Origin of the sequence: uncultured Phyllobacterium sp., from assembly GCF_902479695.1 — a bacterium.
Classification (GTDB): Bacteria; Pseudomonadota; Alphaproteobacteria; order Rhizobiales; family Rhizobiaceae; genus Phyllobacterium; species Phyllobacterium calauticae.
Map to the genome: position 1 here is coordinate 1 of NZ_CABSQF010000055.1, position 19,181 is coordinate 19,181.

Below are 19,181 nucleotides of genomic sequence, written 5' to 3' on the forward strand. Positions count from 1 at the left end.
ACAATGTACCCGTGAGAAGCACGGCGGAGGCGATGCCGAAACCTGCGGTAACGGCCATTTCAACGCGGTTGAGCCTGTCATCCGCATTCACCAGACGATCATCGGCGGATTGGATCGCAGCGCATTGCGCCGCCACCCGGTCGGCCATGATAAGGTCCGTCTGCCCCGCGACAAGATCGATCACACGCGAGCGAAGCGCTTCCATCGCATGGGCCCGGCGGCGCGCCGCATCCAGTGAAAAGCGCCCTGCCAGAAAGGGTATCGCCAGCCCTGTTGCCAAAAGCCAGGCGGCCACACCCAGGCCAAACAGCGGATGCATCAGCCCGAAGACCACGCTCACAGCCACCGCGGAACACAGCGCGACGGCGCCCGGCACCGCTATCCGCAGATAGAGCGAATCCAGGGCGTCAATATCAGCCGTCAGTCGGAACAGCAGCTTTGACGGCCGGCGGAGCAGCAGATGGGCAGCCTCGGGTCTGGCCCATCCGCGAAACAAGGTCTCGCGCAGACCAGCGAGAACACCGAGCGTGGCGTCATGGGTGGTCAACCGCTCGCCGTAGCGCGCGGCAGTACGGGCAAGGGCCAGAAAACGGATACCTGCCGACGGGGCGAAGACATCGAACGTGAAAGCCGTTGCCGACGACAATCCGGCAATGGCCGTGGCGGTAATGAACCAGCCCGACAAGCCAAGCAGGGCAATGCCGGCAAGCACCGTCGCGGCCGCCAAAAGCGCACCGGCCAGCAGCATGAACCGCCGTTCTGCCAGGAAAAGCCGCAGCACAGGCCGGAAATCGCGCCGGAATGACATCACGCATCGCTCCTTGTGAAAGCGGTCCGAAGATCGATGATGCGATCTGCCCGTGCGGCGAGAGCCGGATCGTGCGTTGCGATGACCAATGTCTTGTCTCGCGCCAGCGCAAACAATCTGTCGGCAATATCATTTGCCGTCTCATCATCGAGGTGTGCGGTTGGCTCATCCGCAAGAATCAGGTGCGCATGCGAATTTGCGGCAGCGCGCGCCAGGGCGAGACGCAGCGCTTCACCGCCGGAAAGGCCCGAACCGCCTTCGCCGATGGACGATTTTCCACGGGCATTGGCGACCGTGTCCAGGGCGGCATTGTACAGCGCCGCCGCCACCGCATCCGCATCGACCTCCGGCCGGCCCAGCGAGACATTCGCGCCGACAGTCCCGGCAAAGATATGCGGTTTCTGGCCGACCCAGGCGATGCACCGCCGCTGTGTCGCAGCATTTGTTGCCATGGATTTGCCGGCAACCATTATGTCACCGCCGTCCAGCGACGCCAGGCCTGCAATCAGGGCCAGCAAGGTCGATTTTCCCGATCCGCTCGGTCCAAGCAGGGCCACGCTTTCACCCGGAGCGATATCGAGGCTGAACCGTTCGAAAACCGGCCACCCGTCTCCGGCATAACGGAACGTGGCATCACGCATATGAACGGAGGGCGTTCCGCTCCGCGCGGGGGATGCAGTCCGGTCATCATGGGGCTTGTCGCCGTCACGCGGCAGGTCCACGCCCTTGACGGCAAGTTTCCGCAGCGCCTCCAGCGAAGCTTCCCCTGCAGCACGGTCATGCCAGACTGCTGAAAGCTCGCGCAACGGCTCAAAGAAAGCGGGAGCGAGCAGCAGGACGAACAGTCCTTCGCTTAATGAGAGTCTGCCGCTCCAGGTTCCGAAGTTGAGTTGCCCGAGGAGATGAAACCCGACATAGACCGCCACCATGGCAACGCCAAGCGCGGCAAAAAGCTCGAGGACAGCCGAGGACAGAAAGGCGATGCGCAGGACTGCCATCGTGCGCGACCGCAACGACTCCGCATCGGCCCTGATGCGCTTTGCCGTCACATCCACCGCGTCGAGCGCGCGAATTGTCGCCAGTCCGCGCAACCGGTCGAGCAGAAACGCGTTCATTCCGCCAACTTCGACCAATTGCGCCTCGCTCGCCGCCTTGGCGCGCCAGCCGATCAGCGCCATGAACACGGGAATGAGCGGTGCGGCAACGAGCAGAACGATGGCAACAGCCCAGGACAGGCAAAGAACGCAGACAAGGATGGCAAGCGGGACCAGCGTTGCCTTGAACCGGGCGGGACGAAACCGCGCGAGATAAGGCACCACGGCTTCGGCCTGCTCGGCCAGGATGCTTGCAGCCTCCCCGGAGGCAATCCGGCCAGGATCAAGCGGCGAGCGATGGGCGAGGGCGAGAATGGCGTCCCGGCGCAGTCCGGCAAGCGTGGAGCGCGCACCATGGAAAGCGAGCCGGTTACCCGCGGCGTCGATGAATGCACGCACGACGCCGATTGCAAGAACGCCGACGGCAAGCCAGACGACACCCGACAAACCGTTGCCCGCAGCGATCCGGCCGACAGCGATACTGAGCAGGGCCGCCTGCGGCAGCCACAGGAGCGCGGCAACAGCCTGCACAAGGGCTGCGGACCGTCCTCCGGGCAAACGGCCTGATGTTTCCGTCCCTATATTATCCGGCTCAGTGGTTTTTGCGCGCGCTTGGCCGTTTGCGGCCGGATCTCCTGCCCGCAAAGCTACCGGGGAACTGAGTGCATCGACTGACATGACATTTATGCCTTGTCCGGACTGCGTTTGGTGCGGCCGAGCGAGACGATCTTGTCTTTCGCCTCGAGCAATCGCGTTACCTTGGCGCCAAGCGTCAACAGAGTTGCAAGGCGGTCAGTTTCGAGCTTCTTCACGTCATCGTACCAAGTTGTGAGGCGCTCGATAAGCCCATGCATTTCCGCCATGCGTTCCTGTGCATGCCGCTCGGCATCGCTTGCCGGCTGCTGCATGAGAATTTCGCGCAAGACGGAGAGTGTCGGATCGACCTCGCGCTTCTTTCGTTCCTCCGCAAGCGTGCGCAAAATCTGCCAGACATCGTCCGGGGTTGTGAAGAAGTCCCGCCGGTCATCCGGCAGGTGTTTCAGCAGGACAAGATTCCAGGCCTGCAGCTCGCGCAGGCTCATCGAAACATTGGATCTGGAAATGCCCAGCGATTCGACAATCTGATCGGCATTCAACGGCTCGGGCGTGACATAGAGCAGGGCATAGATCTGCCCCACGGTACGATTGATGCCCCACCGGCTGCCCATTTCGCCGAAATGCAACACGAAGGACTGAACGAGAGGAGGAAGGTTCATCAGAGATTCCCGACACAACAGTTATTTCAGTAATTACTGAAATTACGATATTCGATAAATCAATGAGATGCAAGTGACCTCGGAACTCAACCTAGCATTGCAACGATGACGGAAAGAATACGCTGTCTGTTCAGGGACTTGGCCAACAAAAAACCCGGCCGTTGCCAGCCGGGCTTTTCCAATTTCCATCCGAACGCCGTGACGCGGTCAGTTCAGTCCGAGCTTGCCGCGCAGGGTCGAAAGATCTTCAGCCAGCGTGTTCACGGCGGCTGCAAGCACCGCGCGATCGTCGTCGGTCAGCTTGTCATAGAGTTCGTAGCCTTCCGCCGTCTTGTACTTCGACAGGGTTTTGCCGACCGTATCGAAATTACCCGCAACCTTGGTGACGAACGCACCGTCACCCTTCTCGATCAGCGGACGTGCCAGCTCGAAAATCTTGCGCGAACCATCGAAGTTTGCCTTGAAATCCCACAGGTCCGTATGGCTGTAACGGTCTTCTTCGCCGGAAATCTTGGTCGCCGCCACTTCTTCCATCAAGGTAGCCGCGCCGCCGAAGACTTTCTCGGGCGGGAAGGTCAGATCGGTGATGCGCTTGTGCAGTTCGACCACATCGGCCTGGAGCTTGTCGGCAAATTCCGCCAGGCCTTCCGTGCTGTTCTGGCTGAACAGGCCATATTCAAGACGATGGAAACCGGTGAATGCGGGGTCTTTTTCCTTCAGTTCGTGATTATCGGCGCGCGAATCGATTGAACCATCAAGATCGCTGAAAAGTTCGGCCACCGGCTCCACGATTTCGTAGTTCATGCGGGTCGGCGCATAAAGCTTCTTGGCCTTTTCAAGATCGCCGACCTTGATCGCATCGGTAAAGGCCTTGGTCTCGCTGACCAGCTTTTCCAGGTTTTCACCGATGAAAATCTTGTACTCGGCAATGGGCCCGACAAGATCGAGAGGCGAGACCTCCGCATTGGCGACGCGCGGGGCCGCAGCCGCGGCTATCGCGACGATACTTGCTGCAAGATAGGCTCTGAATTTCATGGGTAGCTCCTTCAGGATTTGGTGTTTGTTGGCGGATGGCCGGCTGCTTCCAAGAGGGTTCGGCCAAGAAAATCGTCGGCGCCGGCAACGCCCGGCAGGGTAAAGAAGAAACCGCCGCCAATGGGCTTGATGTATTCTTCCAGCGGCTCGCCATTCAGCTTGTTCTGAACGGCAATGAATCCCTTCTCCAGATCCGCCTGGTAGCAAATGAACAGCAGCCCCTGCTCGAGCTGACCGGATTTGCTCACGCCGTTGGAATAATTGAACGGGCGGCGCAGGATGAGATGCGCGTCGGCGGCCTTGCTGCGATCATTCGCCAGCCGGATATGCGCATCGAGCGGCGTGACAGCACCGTCCGGGTCTTTCGCATAATCGGGCACTTCCGTTTCGGTGCGGCCGCCAAAAGGAGCACCGCTGGGCTTGAGCCGCCCGATAATGCGCTCCTGCTCGCCAAGCGGCGTGCGATCCCACCGCTCGACGAAATTACGGATGATCCGGACCGCCTGATAGCTGCCATTGCGCGCCCAGGCCGGTTCGTCGCCACTGTTCTGAACCCAGACAATCCGCTGCATCAGGCCGGCATCGCCGGCATCGGGATTGGCCGATCCGTCACGAAAGCCGAGAAAGTTGCGCGCACTCTGGTGCGTCCCGTCGGGGCTGCGCGGCAGAACGGGAACCGACCCCTCCTGCTTCCAGCGCAGGACCATCAGATCCGGCAGATTTTTCAGGATATCGCGCAGAGCGTGAATATTGGTGTCGGGTGTGTTCGACGATATCTGCAACGACAGGTCGCCATGACACAGCGATTGGTCCAGCGCGTCATTCTTGAACGCCTTCATGCGCGACAGGCGGGCAGGCTTGTGGGGTGAAAGCCACTCCCGCTGCTCGAAGAACGATGCGCCAAGCGAAACGGTGATTGTCAGATTGTCGGGCAGGACCACCGGGCCAAGGATGCCGCTGTCTGCAGGCGGCAGCTTGTCGTCGAGGGCAGGGGGCGTGCCGCCCTTCATCAGGAACGCAATCCGCTCGGTGAGGCTTCTGAACAGCCGCTCCACCTCTTCCGGCTTGCTCGCCAGCACACGGAACGAGGCCACCATGCCGGCGGCCGGACGCGGTGTCACGATGCCGGACTGATATTGCCCATGGAAGGGCTGCTGTTCCAGCATCTTGTCGCTCACGGGAGCGTCGGTCACCTGTTCGCCGTGGCTGTTGGCAGCCTGCGACGTCGTGATGCCGGCCGCGAGCACACTGCCAGCTGCGCCTGCTCCAAGAAGGAGGCCGCGGCGGCTGGTCATGAAGGGCTTATTGTCTCTGTCCTTTGTCATGATTGTTTCCCCGGCCTATTCAAGCCCGACAGCGGCATTCAGTTTGCCGATGGAATCGGCAAGTGCCTGCATCTGTGCGGCCAGTGCCGTCCTTTTGTCCGCGCTCACGCTGTCATAGGCCGGGAAACCGTCCGCGCCGCGCAGCGATTTCAGCGTGCCGTCCACGGCAGCGAAGCGCGCTTCGATATCCGCGACAACCGCAGGAGAGCCCTGTGCAACCACGGGCTTCATCAGCGCAATCATGCGCGATACACCGGCAAGATTGGCTTCAAAATCGGCAAGGTCGGTTCGCGCGTAGTGATTTTCGCCGGCGGCGATCCTCGTGCCTGCAATGGTACCGATCAGGCGGGCAGCGCTGGCGGCAATCTGATCAGGCGGGATGCGCAGTGACCGTACCCGATCCTTGAGCACCGAAACGTCGGCCAGCAGTTTTGCCGAAACGGGCGCAAGGCCATCGAGGCTTTTGACCGAATAAAGCCCGTACTCGATGCGGTGAAAACCGGTAAAGCCGGTGTCCGCCTCGCGCTTTTCCAGATAGTCGGCGACAGGATCGATCGCATTGTGCAGATCGGCAAAGCGGTCGGCCATGGGCTCGATCTGCATGTAGGGCTGGCGGGCCTTCTGGTAGAGCTCCCGCGCCTTGTCGATATCACCGGCCTTGATGGCCTCGTCAAGCGCCTGCACACCCTTCACAAGCGCACTCGTCTGCGTGGCAAGAAAGACCTGGTATTCGGCCAGCGGACCAACGAACGCCACCAGCGCCGGGCGCGCTGCCGCCGCATCGGCCTCCGCCGAAGGCGTTACGGTCAGGGTCCCGCGCGGATTGTTGAGCAGCCCGCAGGTGATTTGATACGTGCCGGGATTGAGCTTGGCGGTGAATGTCTGGGTAAAGCCCGGAACAATATTCTCCCGTTCTTCCAGCACCATGACGCCGTCGAGTATTTCCCATTCAAGGGCCCGGTCCGACTTGTTGACGATATTGAACGTGGTACGCCCGGCCGGAACGGTCAGGGCATTCGGATCACATTTTCCCTCACTGATCGTCACCGTGATCGCGCCAGCCGAGGCGCCGGTCTTGACCATCGTCGAGGCATAATAAAATGCGCCTCCGCCAGCAACGACAAGCAAGCCGGCACCCATGACGGCAAGCTTCATCAGCGCTTGCGAGGGCGGGCGGGGAGCAGACGGGTTCGTATTCTGGACCATGGGATGCTTTCAGTGGGTTGGCCGGGACGCTGCGGCAGCGGTTTGACGCTGCGCAGGCCGCAGAAAGAAGAACAGGCTGACGGCGAGAAACACGACATAGGCGATGATCTCTCCCAGCGTCGGCATATCCTGATAGCCGAACATGCCTGAAAGCAGCGTACCGAAGGCGCTGCTGACCGGCAGCACGTTGCTCAAATCAAACACCACCGTCTGCAGGCTGTTCCAGACGCCCGCTTCATGCAGGTGCCGCAGCGAACCGGCAAGGATGCCTGCGGCCACCACGAGGATGAACAGGCCTGTCCAGTAGAAGAACCGCTTCAGGTTGAGACGGACACCGCCGGCATAGATGCCGTAGCCGAGACCGATGGAAACCAGGATGCCCAGAAGCGCACCGAGCGGCGCATCGGAGTTCGCGCTCTGCTGAAAAATGGCCAGGAGGAAGAAGACGGATTCAAGTCCCTCGCGGGCCACCGCAAAGAAGACCATGGCAACCAGCGCCGCTCCCTGCCCGGAGGAATGGGCGAGCGCATCGTCGATGGATGTGTGCAGTTCCGATTTGATGGAGCGGGCAGCCTTGCGCATCCAGAAGACCATGGATGACAGCACGATCACCGCGATGAAGCCGACAAGGGCTTCGAAAAATTCCTGGGCTTTCTGGGGAAACTGCGCACTGACCATCTGCAGGCCCGCGCCCACGAACAGGGACAGGGCAACGGCAAGCAGAATGCCCACCCACACGGCAGGCATCCAGGCACCGCGACCGGTCTGCTTCAAATAACTCGCAACAATGCCGACAATCAGCGCGGCCTCAATGCCCTCGCGCAGCATAATCAAAAATGGAACAAGCATTAAAACCAATCCTCGGCGCGGCCAGCCCGATGTTGCGCAGCGCTGGGCAAGTCATAAACCGGGACGAAAAACGAAGCAATAACAATATATTAGAAGAATTCTAAGAAGATGCGACGGTGAATTTCTGTAATCTTTTCCGTATGTTGAGTGGTTTTGTCCACTATTTTGCGACACGAAAATGCGCCCTTTGCAGCGCTTGCAAATACCACTGGTTGCAGAACATGAGGTCTTCAGGCAGGTTTTACCGGGAGGAAAGGCAAACCTGCCGGAAAATTCATGCCTCGGGCTTGCCGTAGCCGCCGCCCGTCGGCGTGACGATGATGAAGGCTTCACCCGCTTCCAGCACGGTGTGCGCACAGCCCTGCAGCGCTTCGACAGCCCCATTTCTGCGGCGCACCGCATTGGAGCCGGTCTGCCCCGGCTCTCCGCCCTGCAGGCCGAACGGTGCCACACGGCGATGACCGGAAAGAATGGCGAAGTCGAGCTTTTCCTGTGCACGGATCGTCCGCTGCGTGCCGTTCCCGGCGGACCACTTTCCCTTGCCGCCGGAACCGGCGCGGATGTGGAAGTCTTCCAGCACCACCGGGAAGCGCGTTTCGAGAATCTCCGGATCGGTCAGCCGGGAGTTGGTCATGTGGGTGTGAATGGCATCGGCGCCGTTATAGCCGGGGCCAGCCGGGGCGCCGGAGCAGATCGTCTCGTAATACTGGTACTGGTCATTGCCGAAGGTGAGATTGTTCATCGTCCCTTGCGCGGCAGCCTGCGCACCCACCGCACCGAACAGGCAGTTCGTGACGGCCTGGCTGACCTCGACATTCCCCGCGACAACCGCAGCGGGATATTCCGGCGAGAGCATGGTGCCGTCGGGAACAATGATATGGATTGGGCGCAGACATCCGGCATTCATCGGAATGTCGCTCTGCACCAGTGTCCGGAAGACATAGAGCACGGCAGCGCGCGTCACCGGGCGCGGCGCGTTGAAATTGTCGGACCGCTGTTCCGACGTGCCGGTGAAATCGACGGTCACCTCGCGCGCAACCTTGTCGACCGAGATTTTGACGACGATGCTGCACCCCTGATCCATCTCATAGGTGAAGCTGCCGTCCTGCAGCTGGTCGAGGACGCGGCGCACGCTCTCGGCGGCATTGTCCTGCACATGGCCCATATAGGCTTCGACGACATCCTCGCCGAAATGGCTGATCATCTTGCGCAGCTCCGCCACGCCCTTTTCATTGGCGGCAACCTGCGCCTTCAGGTCATTGACGTTCTGCAACAGCGTGCGCACGGGGTAGCGGGCACCGGTCAGAAGGGCCGCCAGCTCATCCTCGCAGAAACGGCCGCGATCCAGCAGCTTGAAATTGTCGATGTAGACGCCTTCTTCTTCGATATTCGTTGCCAGCGGCGACATGGAACCCGGCGCGATGCCGCCGATATCCGCATGGTGGCCACGGCTCGCCACCCAGAAACGGATCGTCGTACCGGCATCGTCAAATACCGGCGTGCAGACCGTCAGGTCGGGCAGGTGGGTGCCGCCATTATAGGGGGCATTGATGAGGAAGACATCGCCGGGATGAATGACCGGATTCTCACGAATGGCGGCAGCGACGGAAGCATCCATCGAACCGAGATGCACCGGCATATGCGGCGCATTGGCGACAAGATTGCCTTCCGCATCGAAAACGGCGCAGGAGAAATCCAGCCGTTCCTTGATATTGACGGAATAGGCGGTGTTCTGCAGTGTCACGCCCATCTGCTCGGCGATCGACATGAAAAGATTGTTGAAAATCTCCAGCATCACCGGGTCGGCCTTTGTACCGATGGCGGAACGGTCCGGCAGCGCCCTGATGCGCTTGAGAACGATATGGTTCTTGGCCGTCAGTTCCGCCTGCCAGCCGTCCTCGATAACGATGGTCTGGTTCGGCTCGATGACGATGGCCGGACCGGTGAGGCGCTGGCCGGGCTGCATCGCATCGCGCAGCACCACGGCCGCGTCATGCGCGGACCCTTGCGAATAGAAGCGGTTGTGCCGCACCGCATCCGGCTCGCCGGTGGCTGTCGCATCGACAGCCGTCTCGGCTTGACCGGCACCGCCGCCGACGGTCTCCACTTCCACCGCGTCGATAACGAGCGCCTTGTTTTTGGCGACAAACCCAAAGCGGCGCTTGTGCAGGATTTCGAACTCGCGCCGTAAACGGTCGATATCGTCATGCGCTGGAAAGGTCGCCTCGACGGCCAGCACGGTATCCGTACCGGCATAGCGGATATGGGCACGCACGATGGTGGTGATCTCACTTTCGGCGATACCCTGCGCATTGAGCTCGGACAGGCATTCCTGCTGGAGCTCCGCGGCCAGACCGGCAAGCGGGGCAGGGGCGGCCGGATCGAGCGGCACACCCAGCGCCTTTTGCCGGGTCGCCCGGATATCGGCAAGGCCCATGCCATAGGCCGACAGCAGACCCGACATCGGATGAACGAGAATGCTCTTCATGCCCAGTGCATCGGCAACCAGACAGGCGTGCTGGCCGCCGGCGCCGCCGAAGCAGCTGAGCGCATAGCGCGTCACGTCATAACCACGCTGCACGGAAATCTTCTTGATCGCCTCGACCATATTGGCAACGGCGATGCGGATAAAACCGTCAGCCACATCTTCCGGGCTGCGGCCATCGCCGATCCGGCCTGCCAGTTCGGCGAAGCGCGAGCGCACGGCATCGACATCCAGCGGCTGATTCTGGTCCGGTCCGAAGATCGGCGGGAAAAATTCGGGCAGGAGCTTGCCGACCATGACATTGGCATCGGTCACGGCCAGCGGGCCGCCATTGCGATAGCAGGCGGGACCGGGGTTGGCACCGGCGGAATCCGGGCCGACACGGAAACGCCCGGCATCGAAATGCAGGATGGACCCGCCACCGGCGGCAACCGTGTGGATGAGCATCATCGGCGCGCGCACACGCACACCAGCAACCTCCGTCTCGAAAGCGCGCTCATACTCGCCGTCGAAATGCGCGACATCCGTTGATGTGCCACCCATGTCGAAGCCGATGACGTTGGGAAAACCTGCTTCTTCGCCAGTACGGGCCAGGCCGACAACGCCGCCGGCCGGGCCCGACAGGATGGCATCCTTGCCCTGGAACATATCGGCGGCGGTCAGACCGCCCGAGGACATCATGAACATGACGCGCGCGCCGGTGCGGGCAATGTCCAGCTCTGCCGACACCTGCGCCACGTAGCGGCGCAGGACCGGCGAGAGATAGGCGTCGATGACAGTGGTATCGCCGCGCCCGACCAGCTTGATCAGCGGCGAAACCTCGTGGCTGACGGATACCTGGGCAAAACCAATCTCCCGGGCGATTGCGGCCATGGCAGCCTCGTGCGCCGGAAATTTGTAGGCATGCATGAACACGATGGCGAGCGCGTCATAGCCTTCATCCTTCAACGCCTTCAGGGCTGCGCGCGCCTGCACTTCGTCAAAAGCGATCTCAACCGTGCCATCGGCGAGCACACGCTCATTGATTTCGACAACCTGATCATAAAGTGCCTCGGCCTTGATGATCTCGGTGGCAAAGATGTTCTTGCGTTCCTGATAGCCAATGCGCAGCGCATCGCGAAATCCCCTGGTCGTCACAAGGGCAAGCCGTTCGCCCTTGCGCTCCAACAGGGCATTGGTGGCAACGGTCGTGCCCATGCGCACTTCGCCGATGCGCCCCGCCGGAATGGCTTCGCCCGGTTTCAGCCCAAGGTGCAGGCGGATACCCTGCACGGCGGCATCCTTGTAGGCCTCGGGATTCTCGGACAGCACCTTGCGGGCATGCAGCACGCCGTGCGGATCGCGCCCGATGACATCGGTAAACGTGCCGCCCCGGTCGACCCAGAAATCCCAGTTTCCGATGCTCATCCCGCACTCCTCTTGATCGACTGCCACATTTGTAAGCATGCCCAATTAATAGACTATAGCGTCATTGACAATATGTCGATAAAATGATGATATAAATTCGTCAAGGCGGAGGCAAGCAGAATGACGACTGGTCCGAAAGACCACACCACGGCGGATCTCGAACAATTTGCAACGGCACTGCCGAAGCATCTCAAACCCGTCTCCTCCATTGGTCCCATTGTCTCGTCAGCCCATCTTGCCGAGGGCGGTTCGCCCGGCCTTTCCGAAGTCGAATACGGCATGATCCTCGCCTCCCACGCCTTTTCCCGCTGGATGGTGCGCTGCATGGCGGCCGCCGGACTGCCGGGGCTTTCCGCCACGGAAATTCTCATTCTCCACTCCGTGCGGCATCGCGGCCGCGAAAAGAAGCTCGCCGACATCTGTCTGGTTCTCGATATCGAAGACACGCATGTCGCCACCTATGCCATCCGCAAGCTGGAAGCGGCCGGGCTCGTCACCACCGGCAAGGCCGCCAAGGAAAAGACGATCAAGATCACCAACAAGGGCGCCGATGCCTGCACGCGCTACGCCCAGATTCGCGAGCGGCTGTTCGTGGCATCGACGACCAATGCCCGGCCGGCCGAGGATACGCTGTCGGAAATCGCCGCCGTTCTGCGCTTTCTCTCCGGCGCCTACGATCAGGCGGCCCGCGCCGCCACCACACTTTAAGGATAGCTGCGTGACCGATACTGCTTCAGCCCCGCTCTTGGCCGTGGACAATCTTTCCGTCGCGTTCGGTCCGTCGCGTGTCGTGGAGAATCTGAGCTTTTCGGTGCGGGCGGGGCGCACGCTTGCCATTGTCGGCGAATCCGGGTCGGGCAAGTCCGTGACCTCGCTTTCCGTCATGCGGCTTGCCGATATGATGGGCGGCCAGTTCCCCACCGGCCAGGTGCTGTTCGAAAGCCGCCAGGGGCGGATCGACCTGACCACCGCCACGCAGAAAACCATGCGCGGCATTCGCGGCAAGGAGATCGCCATGATCTTCCAGGAGCCGATGACCTCGCTCAACCCGGTGTTCACCATCGGCGACCAGATCGCCGAAGTTCTGATCCTGCATGAGGGCATGTCCAAACAGGCGGCGCTGGCCGAGGCCAGGAGGCTTCTGGACATGGTGCGCCTGCCCGACGCTGCCGATCTGCTTGGCCGCTACCCGCACCAGCTGTCCGGCGGCATGCGCCAGCGCGTCATGATCGCCATGGCGCTTGCCTGCCGTCCGAAACTGCTGATCGCCGATGAGCCAACAACCGCGCTCGATGTCACCATACAGGCACAGATTCTGACCATCATCCGCGAGTTGCAGACCGAACTTGGCATGGCGGTGATCTTCATCACCCACGACATGGGCGTTGTCGCCGAAATGGCCGACGACGTGGTGGTGATGTGGAAAGGCCGGAAGGTCGAGGAAGGCCCGGTTGCCGATATTTTCGCCCGCCCGCAGCATCCCTATACCCAGACCCTGCTCGCCGCCGTACCAAAACTCGGCAGCATGACCGGAGAGGCCTATCCCAAGCGCCTGCCGCTGACGGTCATGGACGGTGACACACCCCGCCTTGTCGGCGGCGAGCATGTTCAGGATACGGCCCGCTACGGCCTGCCGCCCGTCCTTTCAGTGCGTGATCTCGTCACCCGATTCAACATCAAGAAGGGCATTTTCGGCGGCGTTACCCACCGGGTCCATGCGGTTGAGAAGGTTTCGTTCGACATCCATCCCGGCGAAACTCTTGCGCTTGTCGGCGAGTCCGGTTCGGGGAAATCCACGATCGGCCGCACGATCCAGCAACTGCAGAAAGAAACCTCGGGCACCATTCTGTTCGACGGGCGTCCCGTCTCATCGATGAATGGTACGGAACGGCAAAAGCTGCGGCAGGAAATCCAGTATATTTTCCAGGACCCGTTTGCCTCGCTCGATCCTCGCAAGACCGTCGGCTTCTCCATCGCCGAACCCATCCGCACCCACGCATTGATCAACGGCAGCAAGCCGATCCAGAAACGGGTCGATGAATTGCTGGAACGGGTCGGCCTGACCAGCGCCCATGCCAGCCGCTATCCGCACGAGTTTTCCGGCGGCCAGCGCCAGCGCGTCTGCATTGCCCGCGCGCTTGCTTCCAATCCCAAACTGATCATTGCCGACGAGGCGCTGTCGGCGCTCGACGTGTCCATTCAGGCGCAAATCCTCAACCTGTTCATGGAATTGCAGGAGCAGCAGGGCCTCTCCTATCTCTTCATCAGCCATGACATGGCTGTCGTTGAAAAGATGAGCCATCGCGTCGCCGTGCTTTATCTGGGCCAGGTCGTGGAAATCGGCACCCGCCAGCAGATATTCGAAACCCCGGCGCATCCCTATACCCAGCGCCTTTTGTCGGCAGTCCCCGTGGCTGATCCCGCGCGTGCGCGCAACCGGACCATGCTGGAAGGCGAAATACCAAGCCCCATTCGCCGCGTCGGCGACGAACCCGCCATTTTCAAGCGAACCGAAATTGCACCCGGCCACTTTGTGGCGAGTGCGGCCTGAAGCAAAACGTCTACATATAATGAGGAGAACACCACAATGATAAGAACACGACGGGGAATACATGCAGCGTTTCTGGCGCTGGGTCTGGCAGGCACTGCTTTGCTCGCAGCACCCGCATGGGCGGCGGGTACGCTGACCATTTCGTCGCCGCAGGACCCGGGTAGCTGGGATCCGATCGATACATTTCTCGTCAACTGGGCCTCGGTTGCCACCAATATCTATGATGGCCTGACCTATCGCGGCGCCGATCTGAAACTGGTGCCCGGCCTTGCCACCGCCTGGGAAGAACTCGACGAAGGCAAGCGCATCCGCTTCACCCTGCGCGAAGGCGTAAAGTTCCATGACGGCGAACCCTTCAATGCGGAAGCCGTCAAATTTACCTTTGACCGTCTTCTCGGCGAAGAAGGCAAGAAGGGTCCGCAGCGCTCCAACTATGCCGCCATCGACAAGGTGGAAATCATCGACGCGAAGACCGTTGATTTCCATCTGAAGGCGCCGGATCCGGTGCTTCTGACCAAGCTTGCCGGTTATGGCGCGATGATCGTGCCGCCGAAATACATCCAGGAAAAGGGTGACGATTATTTCAACGCCCATCCCGTCGGCACCGGCCCGTTCAAGGTCGTCTCCTACGAGCCCAAGATCGGCATCAAGCTCGAAGCCTTTGCCGACCATTGGGGCGGTGCACCAAAACTCTCCAACCTCGAATATCGCTTCATCGCGGAACCTGCGACGGCCGTTGCCGAATTGCAGGCAGGCCGTGTCGATCTGGTCATTCCTCCCACCATTCCCGTCGGCATGATCCCGACCATTCAGGCCGATCCGAAGCTGGAAGTGGTCAGCACCGCCGGACCGACCGTCTATGCCCTGCGCTTCAACACCAAGAGCGGACCGACGGCGGATGAACGGGTGCGCAAGGCACTGATCCTTGGCGTTGATCGCGATGCGATTATCCAGACCATCCTTGGCGGCCAGGCGGCACCGATTGCCAGCTTCCAGGGCGCCCTGTCCTTCGGCAACGATCCCGACATGAAGCCGCTGCCCTACGATCCGGAGAAAGCCAAAGCCCTGCTCAAGGAAGCGGGCATTGCAGCGGGCACCAAGCTGCAGATCGACGTGCGCGGCAACGACTCCACCTTCAACGAGGTGTCGCAGGCCATCGCCAGCTATCTCCAGGTCATCGGGCTCAACGCCACGATCAAGCCCTACGAAACCAACGTCCTGCTCAACGACATCATTCCGGCGGGCAAGACCGGTGCGATGTTCGAACAGGCATGGGGCGGCTGGACGCTCGATTACGACAACACCGCCTATTCCATGTATCACTCGGGTGAAAAGTGGAATCCCTATGACAGCGATCCGAAGCTGGATGCGCTGCTGGAATCGCAGCGCTCCATTACCGACCGGGCAAAGCGCGAGGAGATCCTCAAGTCCATCGCCCACTACACGGCGGATCGGGCGCTGGAAATTCCGCTCTACAATTACAATGCCATTTTCGGCGTGAGCAAGCGCGTGAAGAATTTTACGCCTGTCCCCGACAGCCGCCTGCGGCTGACGGATGTCACGGTCGAGTAGCAAAACAGGCCCGTCGCCTTTCAAGGGGCGGCGGGCCAAGGATTGAAGGATAGAGACGTGGCTGGTTTTCTCATCAAACGCTTTCTGCAGGCGATCTTCGTCGTCATTGTCGTGACGCTCATCGTGGCGTTCGCCATTCGCCTCACCGGCGACCCGGCGCTGATGCTGACACAAGGCGCAGGCAGCGTCACCGAAGCGGACCTTGTCCGCATCCGCGAGGCGCTCGGTCTCAACCAACCGTTTCTTGTCCAGTATTTCGGCTTCATCAAGGGGTTGTTCACGCTGGATTTCGGCCGCAGCTTCCTTGGCGGCACGAAGGTCTCCACCCTGCTCGCCGCCGCCTTGCCCGCGACGCTGCTCCTTGCCTTCTCCTCCCTGATCGTTTCCATCGCCATCTCCATCCCGCTCGGCATCAAGGCGGCGACGGCGCGCGGCAAGTGGGCGGATCAGGCGATCCGCATCCTGTCGCTGGTCGGCCTGTCCTTCCCGAATTTCTGGCTGGCGCTCATGCTGGTGCTTTTGTTCGCCATCACGTTGAAATGGCTACCGCCAAGCGGCATGAACGGTTTCGAGAGCTTCATCATGCCCGCCGTGACCATGGGCATCATCCTCACCGCCACCAATGTGCGCCTGGTGCGCACCGCCATGCTGGAAACCCTCAATTCGCAATACATCATGGTGGCCCGCGCCAAGGGCCTCAGCGAGAATGTCGTGCTGTACAAGCACGCGCTGCGCAATTGCGCCATTCCGCTGATCACCTATTTCGGCCTGCAGTTCGGCGGCCTGCTCGGCGGTATCGTGGTGGTCGAGCGCGTGTTCAACTGGCCGGGTCTCGGCACACTCGCATTCGATGCGGTCGGCGCGCGCGACTATCCCGTGCTGCAGGCGGTCATCACAGTCCTTTCCCTGATGATCATTGGCGTCAATCTTCTCGTCGACATCGCCTACGGCCTTGTCGACCCGCGCATCCGGACGGAGTAAGCCCATGTCTGCCGTAACCTCCACCCCTCGATTTGCGCGGTTCCGCAATCTGGAATTCATCCTCGGCGCGCTGCTCGCCGGCGGCATGTGCCTCGCCGTCATCTTCTCCAGCGTCATCTTTCCGGGCGGCGCTGAAAAGATCGACCTGATGGCACGCCTGCTGCCGCCTTTCATGAAATGGGCGCATCCTTTCGGCACCGATCCGCTTGGCCGTGACGTGCTGGCGCGGGTGATCACCGGCGGCAAGATTTCGCTGCAGGTCGGGTTCATCTCCGTTGCCGGCGCCGTCGTCATCGGCGTGGTAATGGGCCTGATCTCCGGTTATTACCGCGGCTTCTGGGACATGGTGGTGATGCGGTTTGCCGATGTGCAGCTCGCCATGCCGTTCATCCTTCTTGCCATCACCTTCATTGCCATTGCCGGCGGCGGCCTGACCAACATGATCATCCTGCTGATCGTCTCGCAATGGGTGCAATATGCCCGGCTGGTGCGCGGCTCGGTGCTGTCGTTGCGCGACCGGGAATTCATCCTCTCGGCGCGTGCCATCGGTGTGAAAGACCACCGCATTCTGTTCCAGCATCTGCTGCCCAACCTGATCGGCCCGGTCATCGTGCTGATGACCCTCAATGTCGCCACCAACATCCTGCTGGAGAGCAGCCTGACCTTTCTCGGCCTTGGTGTCGATCCGCTGATCCCGAGCTGGGGCGGCATGCTCGCGGACGGGCGCACCTATCTGCAGAATGCGTGGTGGGTCAGCGTCTTTCCCGGCCTTGCCATTCTCTTGACCGTCCTTGGTTTGAATCTTCTGGGCGATTGGCTGCGCGACAGCCTTGATCCCACCGGACGAACATCGCGCTAATCAACAGTGAATTGAAATGACACTTATTTATGAAAGCGGTTTCAACCGCACCCTCGACCAGCTCCTCGCAACCTATGGCGAGGCGACCGCCCGCGGCACGCGCCTCGAAGCCTGGCTGTTCGAGGATGCGCCGAGCCGCCGCGCCGCCGAGGAAAGGCTTGCGGCTTTCGGTGTCGAGGCGCGCTTGCGCAGCGCCTACAAGCCGCTCCTGCATTTCTTTCTTGAGGACGTGAATACGGATGCGCTCAAGAGCATTACCATCGCCTATCCCATACACGAAAACTGCCCGCAGAACCGCTTTCTCCTCGAGACCTATCCGCTGGCAGCGCTGACCGGCACCGCCGAGCTGCGCTTTGAAACCGGCAGCAGCGCACCCTTCACCTATGACGTGACGCTGGTCTACAAGGACGGCCGCAAGGCTGAGCACAAGGTTTTCGCCCCCAATCGCATCCATACGGATTTCATTGGCGAAACCCTTGTCTCGCCCACCGGCTGGATCAGGCTGAACGGCGCCTTCGAGGGCACACGCCTCGAGACCGACTATGAGGCCCTGTTCGCCAATGCCATGCGCGCCGTGATCGATCACGACTGGGGCAATACCGAGCCCTATTTCGGCGAGCTCAACATCCGCGCAACTCTGCCCATGGCCGACCAGCCGCTGCCATTCGGCGATGAAGTCATCAGCCTGCGCGAGGCGCTGCACGAAGATTTCTATTTTTCGCTGCTGGAAGTATTCCAGAAAAAATCCGGCCGTCCGCTCGGCGACCGCGGGCTGCAGCCCGGCCAGATCATCCCGGAGATTGTCCGGGGCGAGGGCGCCCCAGCGGTCCGGATCGAAACCCACACGCTCGATACATCCGAAGTATCCGGCGAGGCACAGTCTCTTGCGATGGCGCATGCGCCCATCTTCGTTGCACAGGTTCGCACGGAACTTTCCGGCATCGAGGGTGAAACCTTCGAGGCACGCTCCCGTGCCGGGAGGGTGGTTCAAGCCCGCTACCACAGGGGCACCGATGCCGCGGTCATGATCAGCGGCGGCCAGCACCCGAATGAAACAACCGGTATCATCGGTGCGTTGCGCGGAGCGCAGGCACTGGCAGATCGTCCCGGCGCGCACTTCACCATTTCGCCGCTGGAAAATCCGGATGGTTACGCCGTGCACCATCGTCTGCGCACCGACAATCCGCGCCACATGCACCATGCGGCGCGCTACACGGCGCTGGGCGACGACCTGGAATACCGCACCGCCGCTCAGCCTTACGAGAAAGCGATCCGCTTTGAGGCACTGCGCCTGAGTGGCGCACGCCTGCACATCAACCTGCATGGCTACCCCGCCCATGAATGGACACGGCCGCTTTCCGGTTATGTGCCGCGCGGCTTTGCCATGTGGACCTTGCCGAAAGGCTTCTTCCTCATCATGCGTTACCAGCACGGATGGGAAGAACGGGCCGAGCGCTTCATCGATGCGGTGACCCGGCGCCTGGCCGCCGTGCCGGGGCTCGTCGCCTTCAACGACAGGCAGATCAGCCTCTACGAAACCCATGCGGGTGAAACCGGTTTCCGCATCATCAACGGCTTTCCCTGCCTGATCTCGGTCGATGACAGGCATGACGTGCCGTTGACGCTGATCACGGAATACCCCGATGAAACGATTTATGGCGACGCGTTCATCGCCGGACATACCGCGCAGATGGAAACGGTGCTTGCCGCCTATGATGCGTTTCAGATGATCGAATCCGTGGCCTGAACAAGG

General features: G+C 61.1%; 13 protein-coding genes and 1 pseudogene. 6 read left to right on the plus strand and 8 right to left on the minus strand.

What is annotated here, in order from left to right:
* From RDL77_RS22025 to RDL77_RS22060, 8 genes and pseudogenes are all read right to left on the minus strand, one after another.
* Positions 1–811, minus strand: a pseudogene (locus RDL77_RS22025) (ABC transporter ATP-binding protein); the annotation flags it as partial.
* Positions 808–2,580 (minus strand): thiol reductant ABC exporter subunit CydD, encoded by a 1,773-nt coding sequence (gene cydD, locus RDL77_RS22030; RefSeq protein WP_374042778.1) that lies wholly within the window; start codon positions 2,578–2,580, stop codon positions 808–810. The gene cydD and the pseudogene RDL77_RS22025, both read right to left, overlap by 4 nt.
* A 5-nt stretch (positions 2,581–2,585) precedes the next feature.
* Positions 2,586–3,158 (minus strand): GbsR/MarR family transcriptional regulator, encoded by a 573-nt coding sequence (locus RDL77_RS22035; protein WP_223615878.1) that lies wholly within the window; start codon positions 3,156–3,158, stop codon positions 2,586–2,588.
* Between the two features lie 207 nt (positions 3,159–3,365).
* Positions 3,366–4,193, minus strand: a complete 828-nt coding sequence (gene efeO / locus RDL77_RS22040) for an iron uptake system protein EfeO (RefSeq protein WP_288194717.1) — start codon at positions 4,191–4,193, stop codon at positions 3,366–3,368.
* An 11-nt stretch (positions 4,194–4,204) separates the two neighbouring features.
* Positions 4,205–5,518, minus strand: coding sequence for an iron uptake transporter deferrochelatase/peroxidase subunit (efeB, locus tag RDL77_RS22045; RefSeq protein WP_288194718.1), 1,314 nt, complete (start codon positions 5,516–5,518; stop codon positions 4,205–4,207).
* 15 nt (positions 5,519–5,533) lie between these two features.
* Positions 5,534–6,724: an iron uptake system protein EfeO gene (gene efeO, locus RDL77_RS22050; RefSeq protein ID WP_288194719.1), complete on the minus strand. Its 1,191-nt coding sequence runs from the start codon at positions 6,722–6,724 to the stop codon at positions 5,534–5,536.
* Positions 6,725–6,733: 9 nt separating this feature from the next.
* Positions 6,734–7,573: an iron uptake transporter permease EfeU gene (gene efeU, locus RDL77_RS22055; RefSeq protein WP_223615882.1), complete on the minus strand. Its 840-nt coding sequence runs from the start codon at positions 7,571–7,573 to the stop codon at positions 6,734–6,736.
* Between the two features lie 274 nt (positions 7,574–7,847).
* Positions 7,848–11,465 (minus strand): hydantoinase B/oxoprolinase family protein, encoded by a 3,618-nt coding sequence (locus tag RDL77_RS22060; protein WP_288194720.1) that lies wholly within the window; start codon positions 11,463–11,465, stop codon positions 7,848–7,850.
* A 120-nt stretch (positions 11,466–11,585) separates the two neighbouring features.
* Here RDL77_RS22060 and RDL77_RS22065 point away from each other — a divergent pair, with 120 nt between their 5' ends.
* The 6 genes from RDL77_RS22065 to RDL77_RS22090 are packed head-to-tail and all read left to right on the plus strand — an operon-like array spanning position 11,586 to position 19,175.
* Complete coding sequence (locus RDL77_RS22065; RefSeq protein ID WP_105735062.1) at positions 11,586–12,173, plus strand: winged helix DNA-binding protein; 588 nt, start codon at positions 11,586–11,588, stop codon at positions 12,171–12,173.
* A gap of 10 nt (positions 12,174–12,183) precedes the next feature.
* Positions 12,184–14,016 (plus strand): dipeptide ABC transporter ATP-binding protein, encoded by a 1,833-nt coding sequence (locus RDL77_RS22070; protein ID WP_223615884.1) that lies wholly within the window; start codon positions 12,184–12,186, stop codon positions 14,014–14,016.
* A 36-nt stretch (positions 14,017–14,052) separates the two neighbouring features.
* Complete coding sequence (locus tag RDL77_RS22075) at positions 14,053–15,588, plus strand: ABC transporter substrate-binding protein (protein WP_288194721.1); 1,536 nt, start codon at positions 14,053–14,055, stop codon at positions 15,586–15,588.
* Positions 15,589–15,645: 57 nt separating this feature from the next.
* The gene (locus tag RDL77_RS22080; RefSeq protein ID WP_105735065.1) at positions 15,646–16,569 is read left to right on the plus strand and encodes an ABC transporter permease; all 924 of its coding nucleotides are present in this window, start codon (positions 15,646–15,648) and stop codon (positions 16,567–16,569) included.
* A gap of 4 nt (positions 16,570–16,573) precedes the next feature.
* Complete coding sequence (locus tag RDL77_RS22085) at positions 16,574–17,428, plus strand: ABC transporter permease (protein WP_288194722.1); 855 nt, start codon at positions 16,574–16,576, stop codon at positions 17,426–17,428.
* Positions 17,429–17,444: 16 nt separating this feature from the next.
* Positions 17,445–19,175, plus strand: coding sequence for a M14 family metallopeptidase (locus RDL77_RS22090; RefSeq protein WP_288194723.1), 1,731 nt, complete (start codon positions 17,445–17,447; stop codon positions 19,173–19,175).
* Positions 19,176–19,181: the final 6 nt, after the last annotated feature.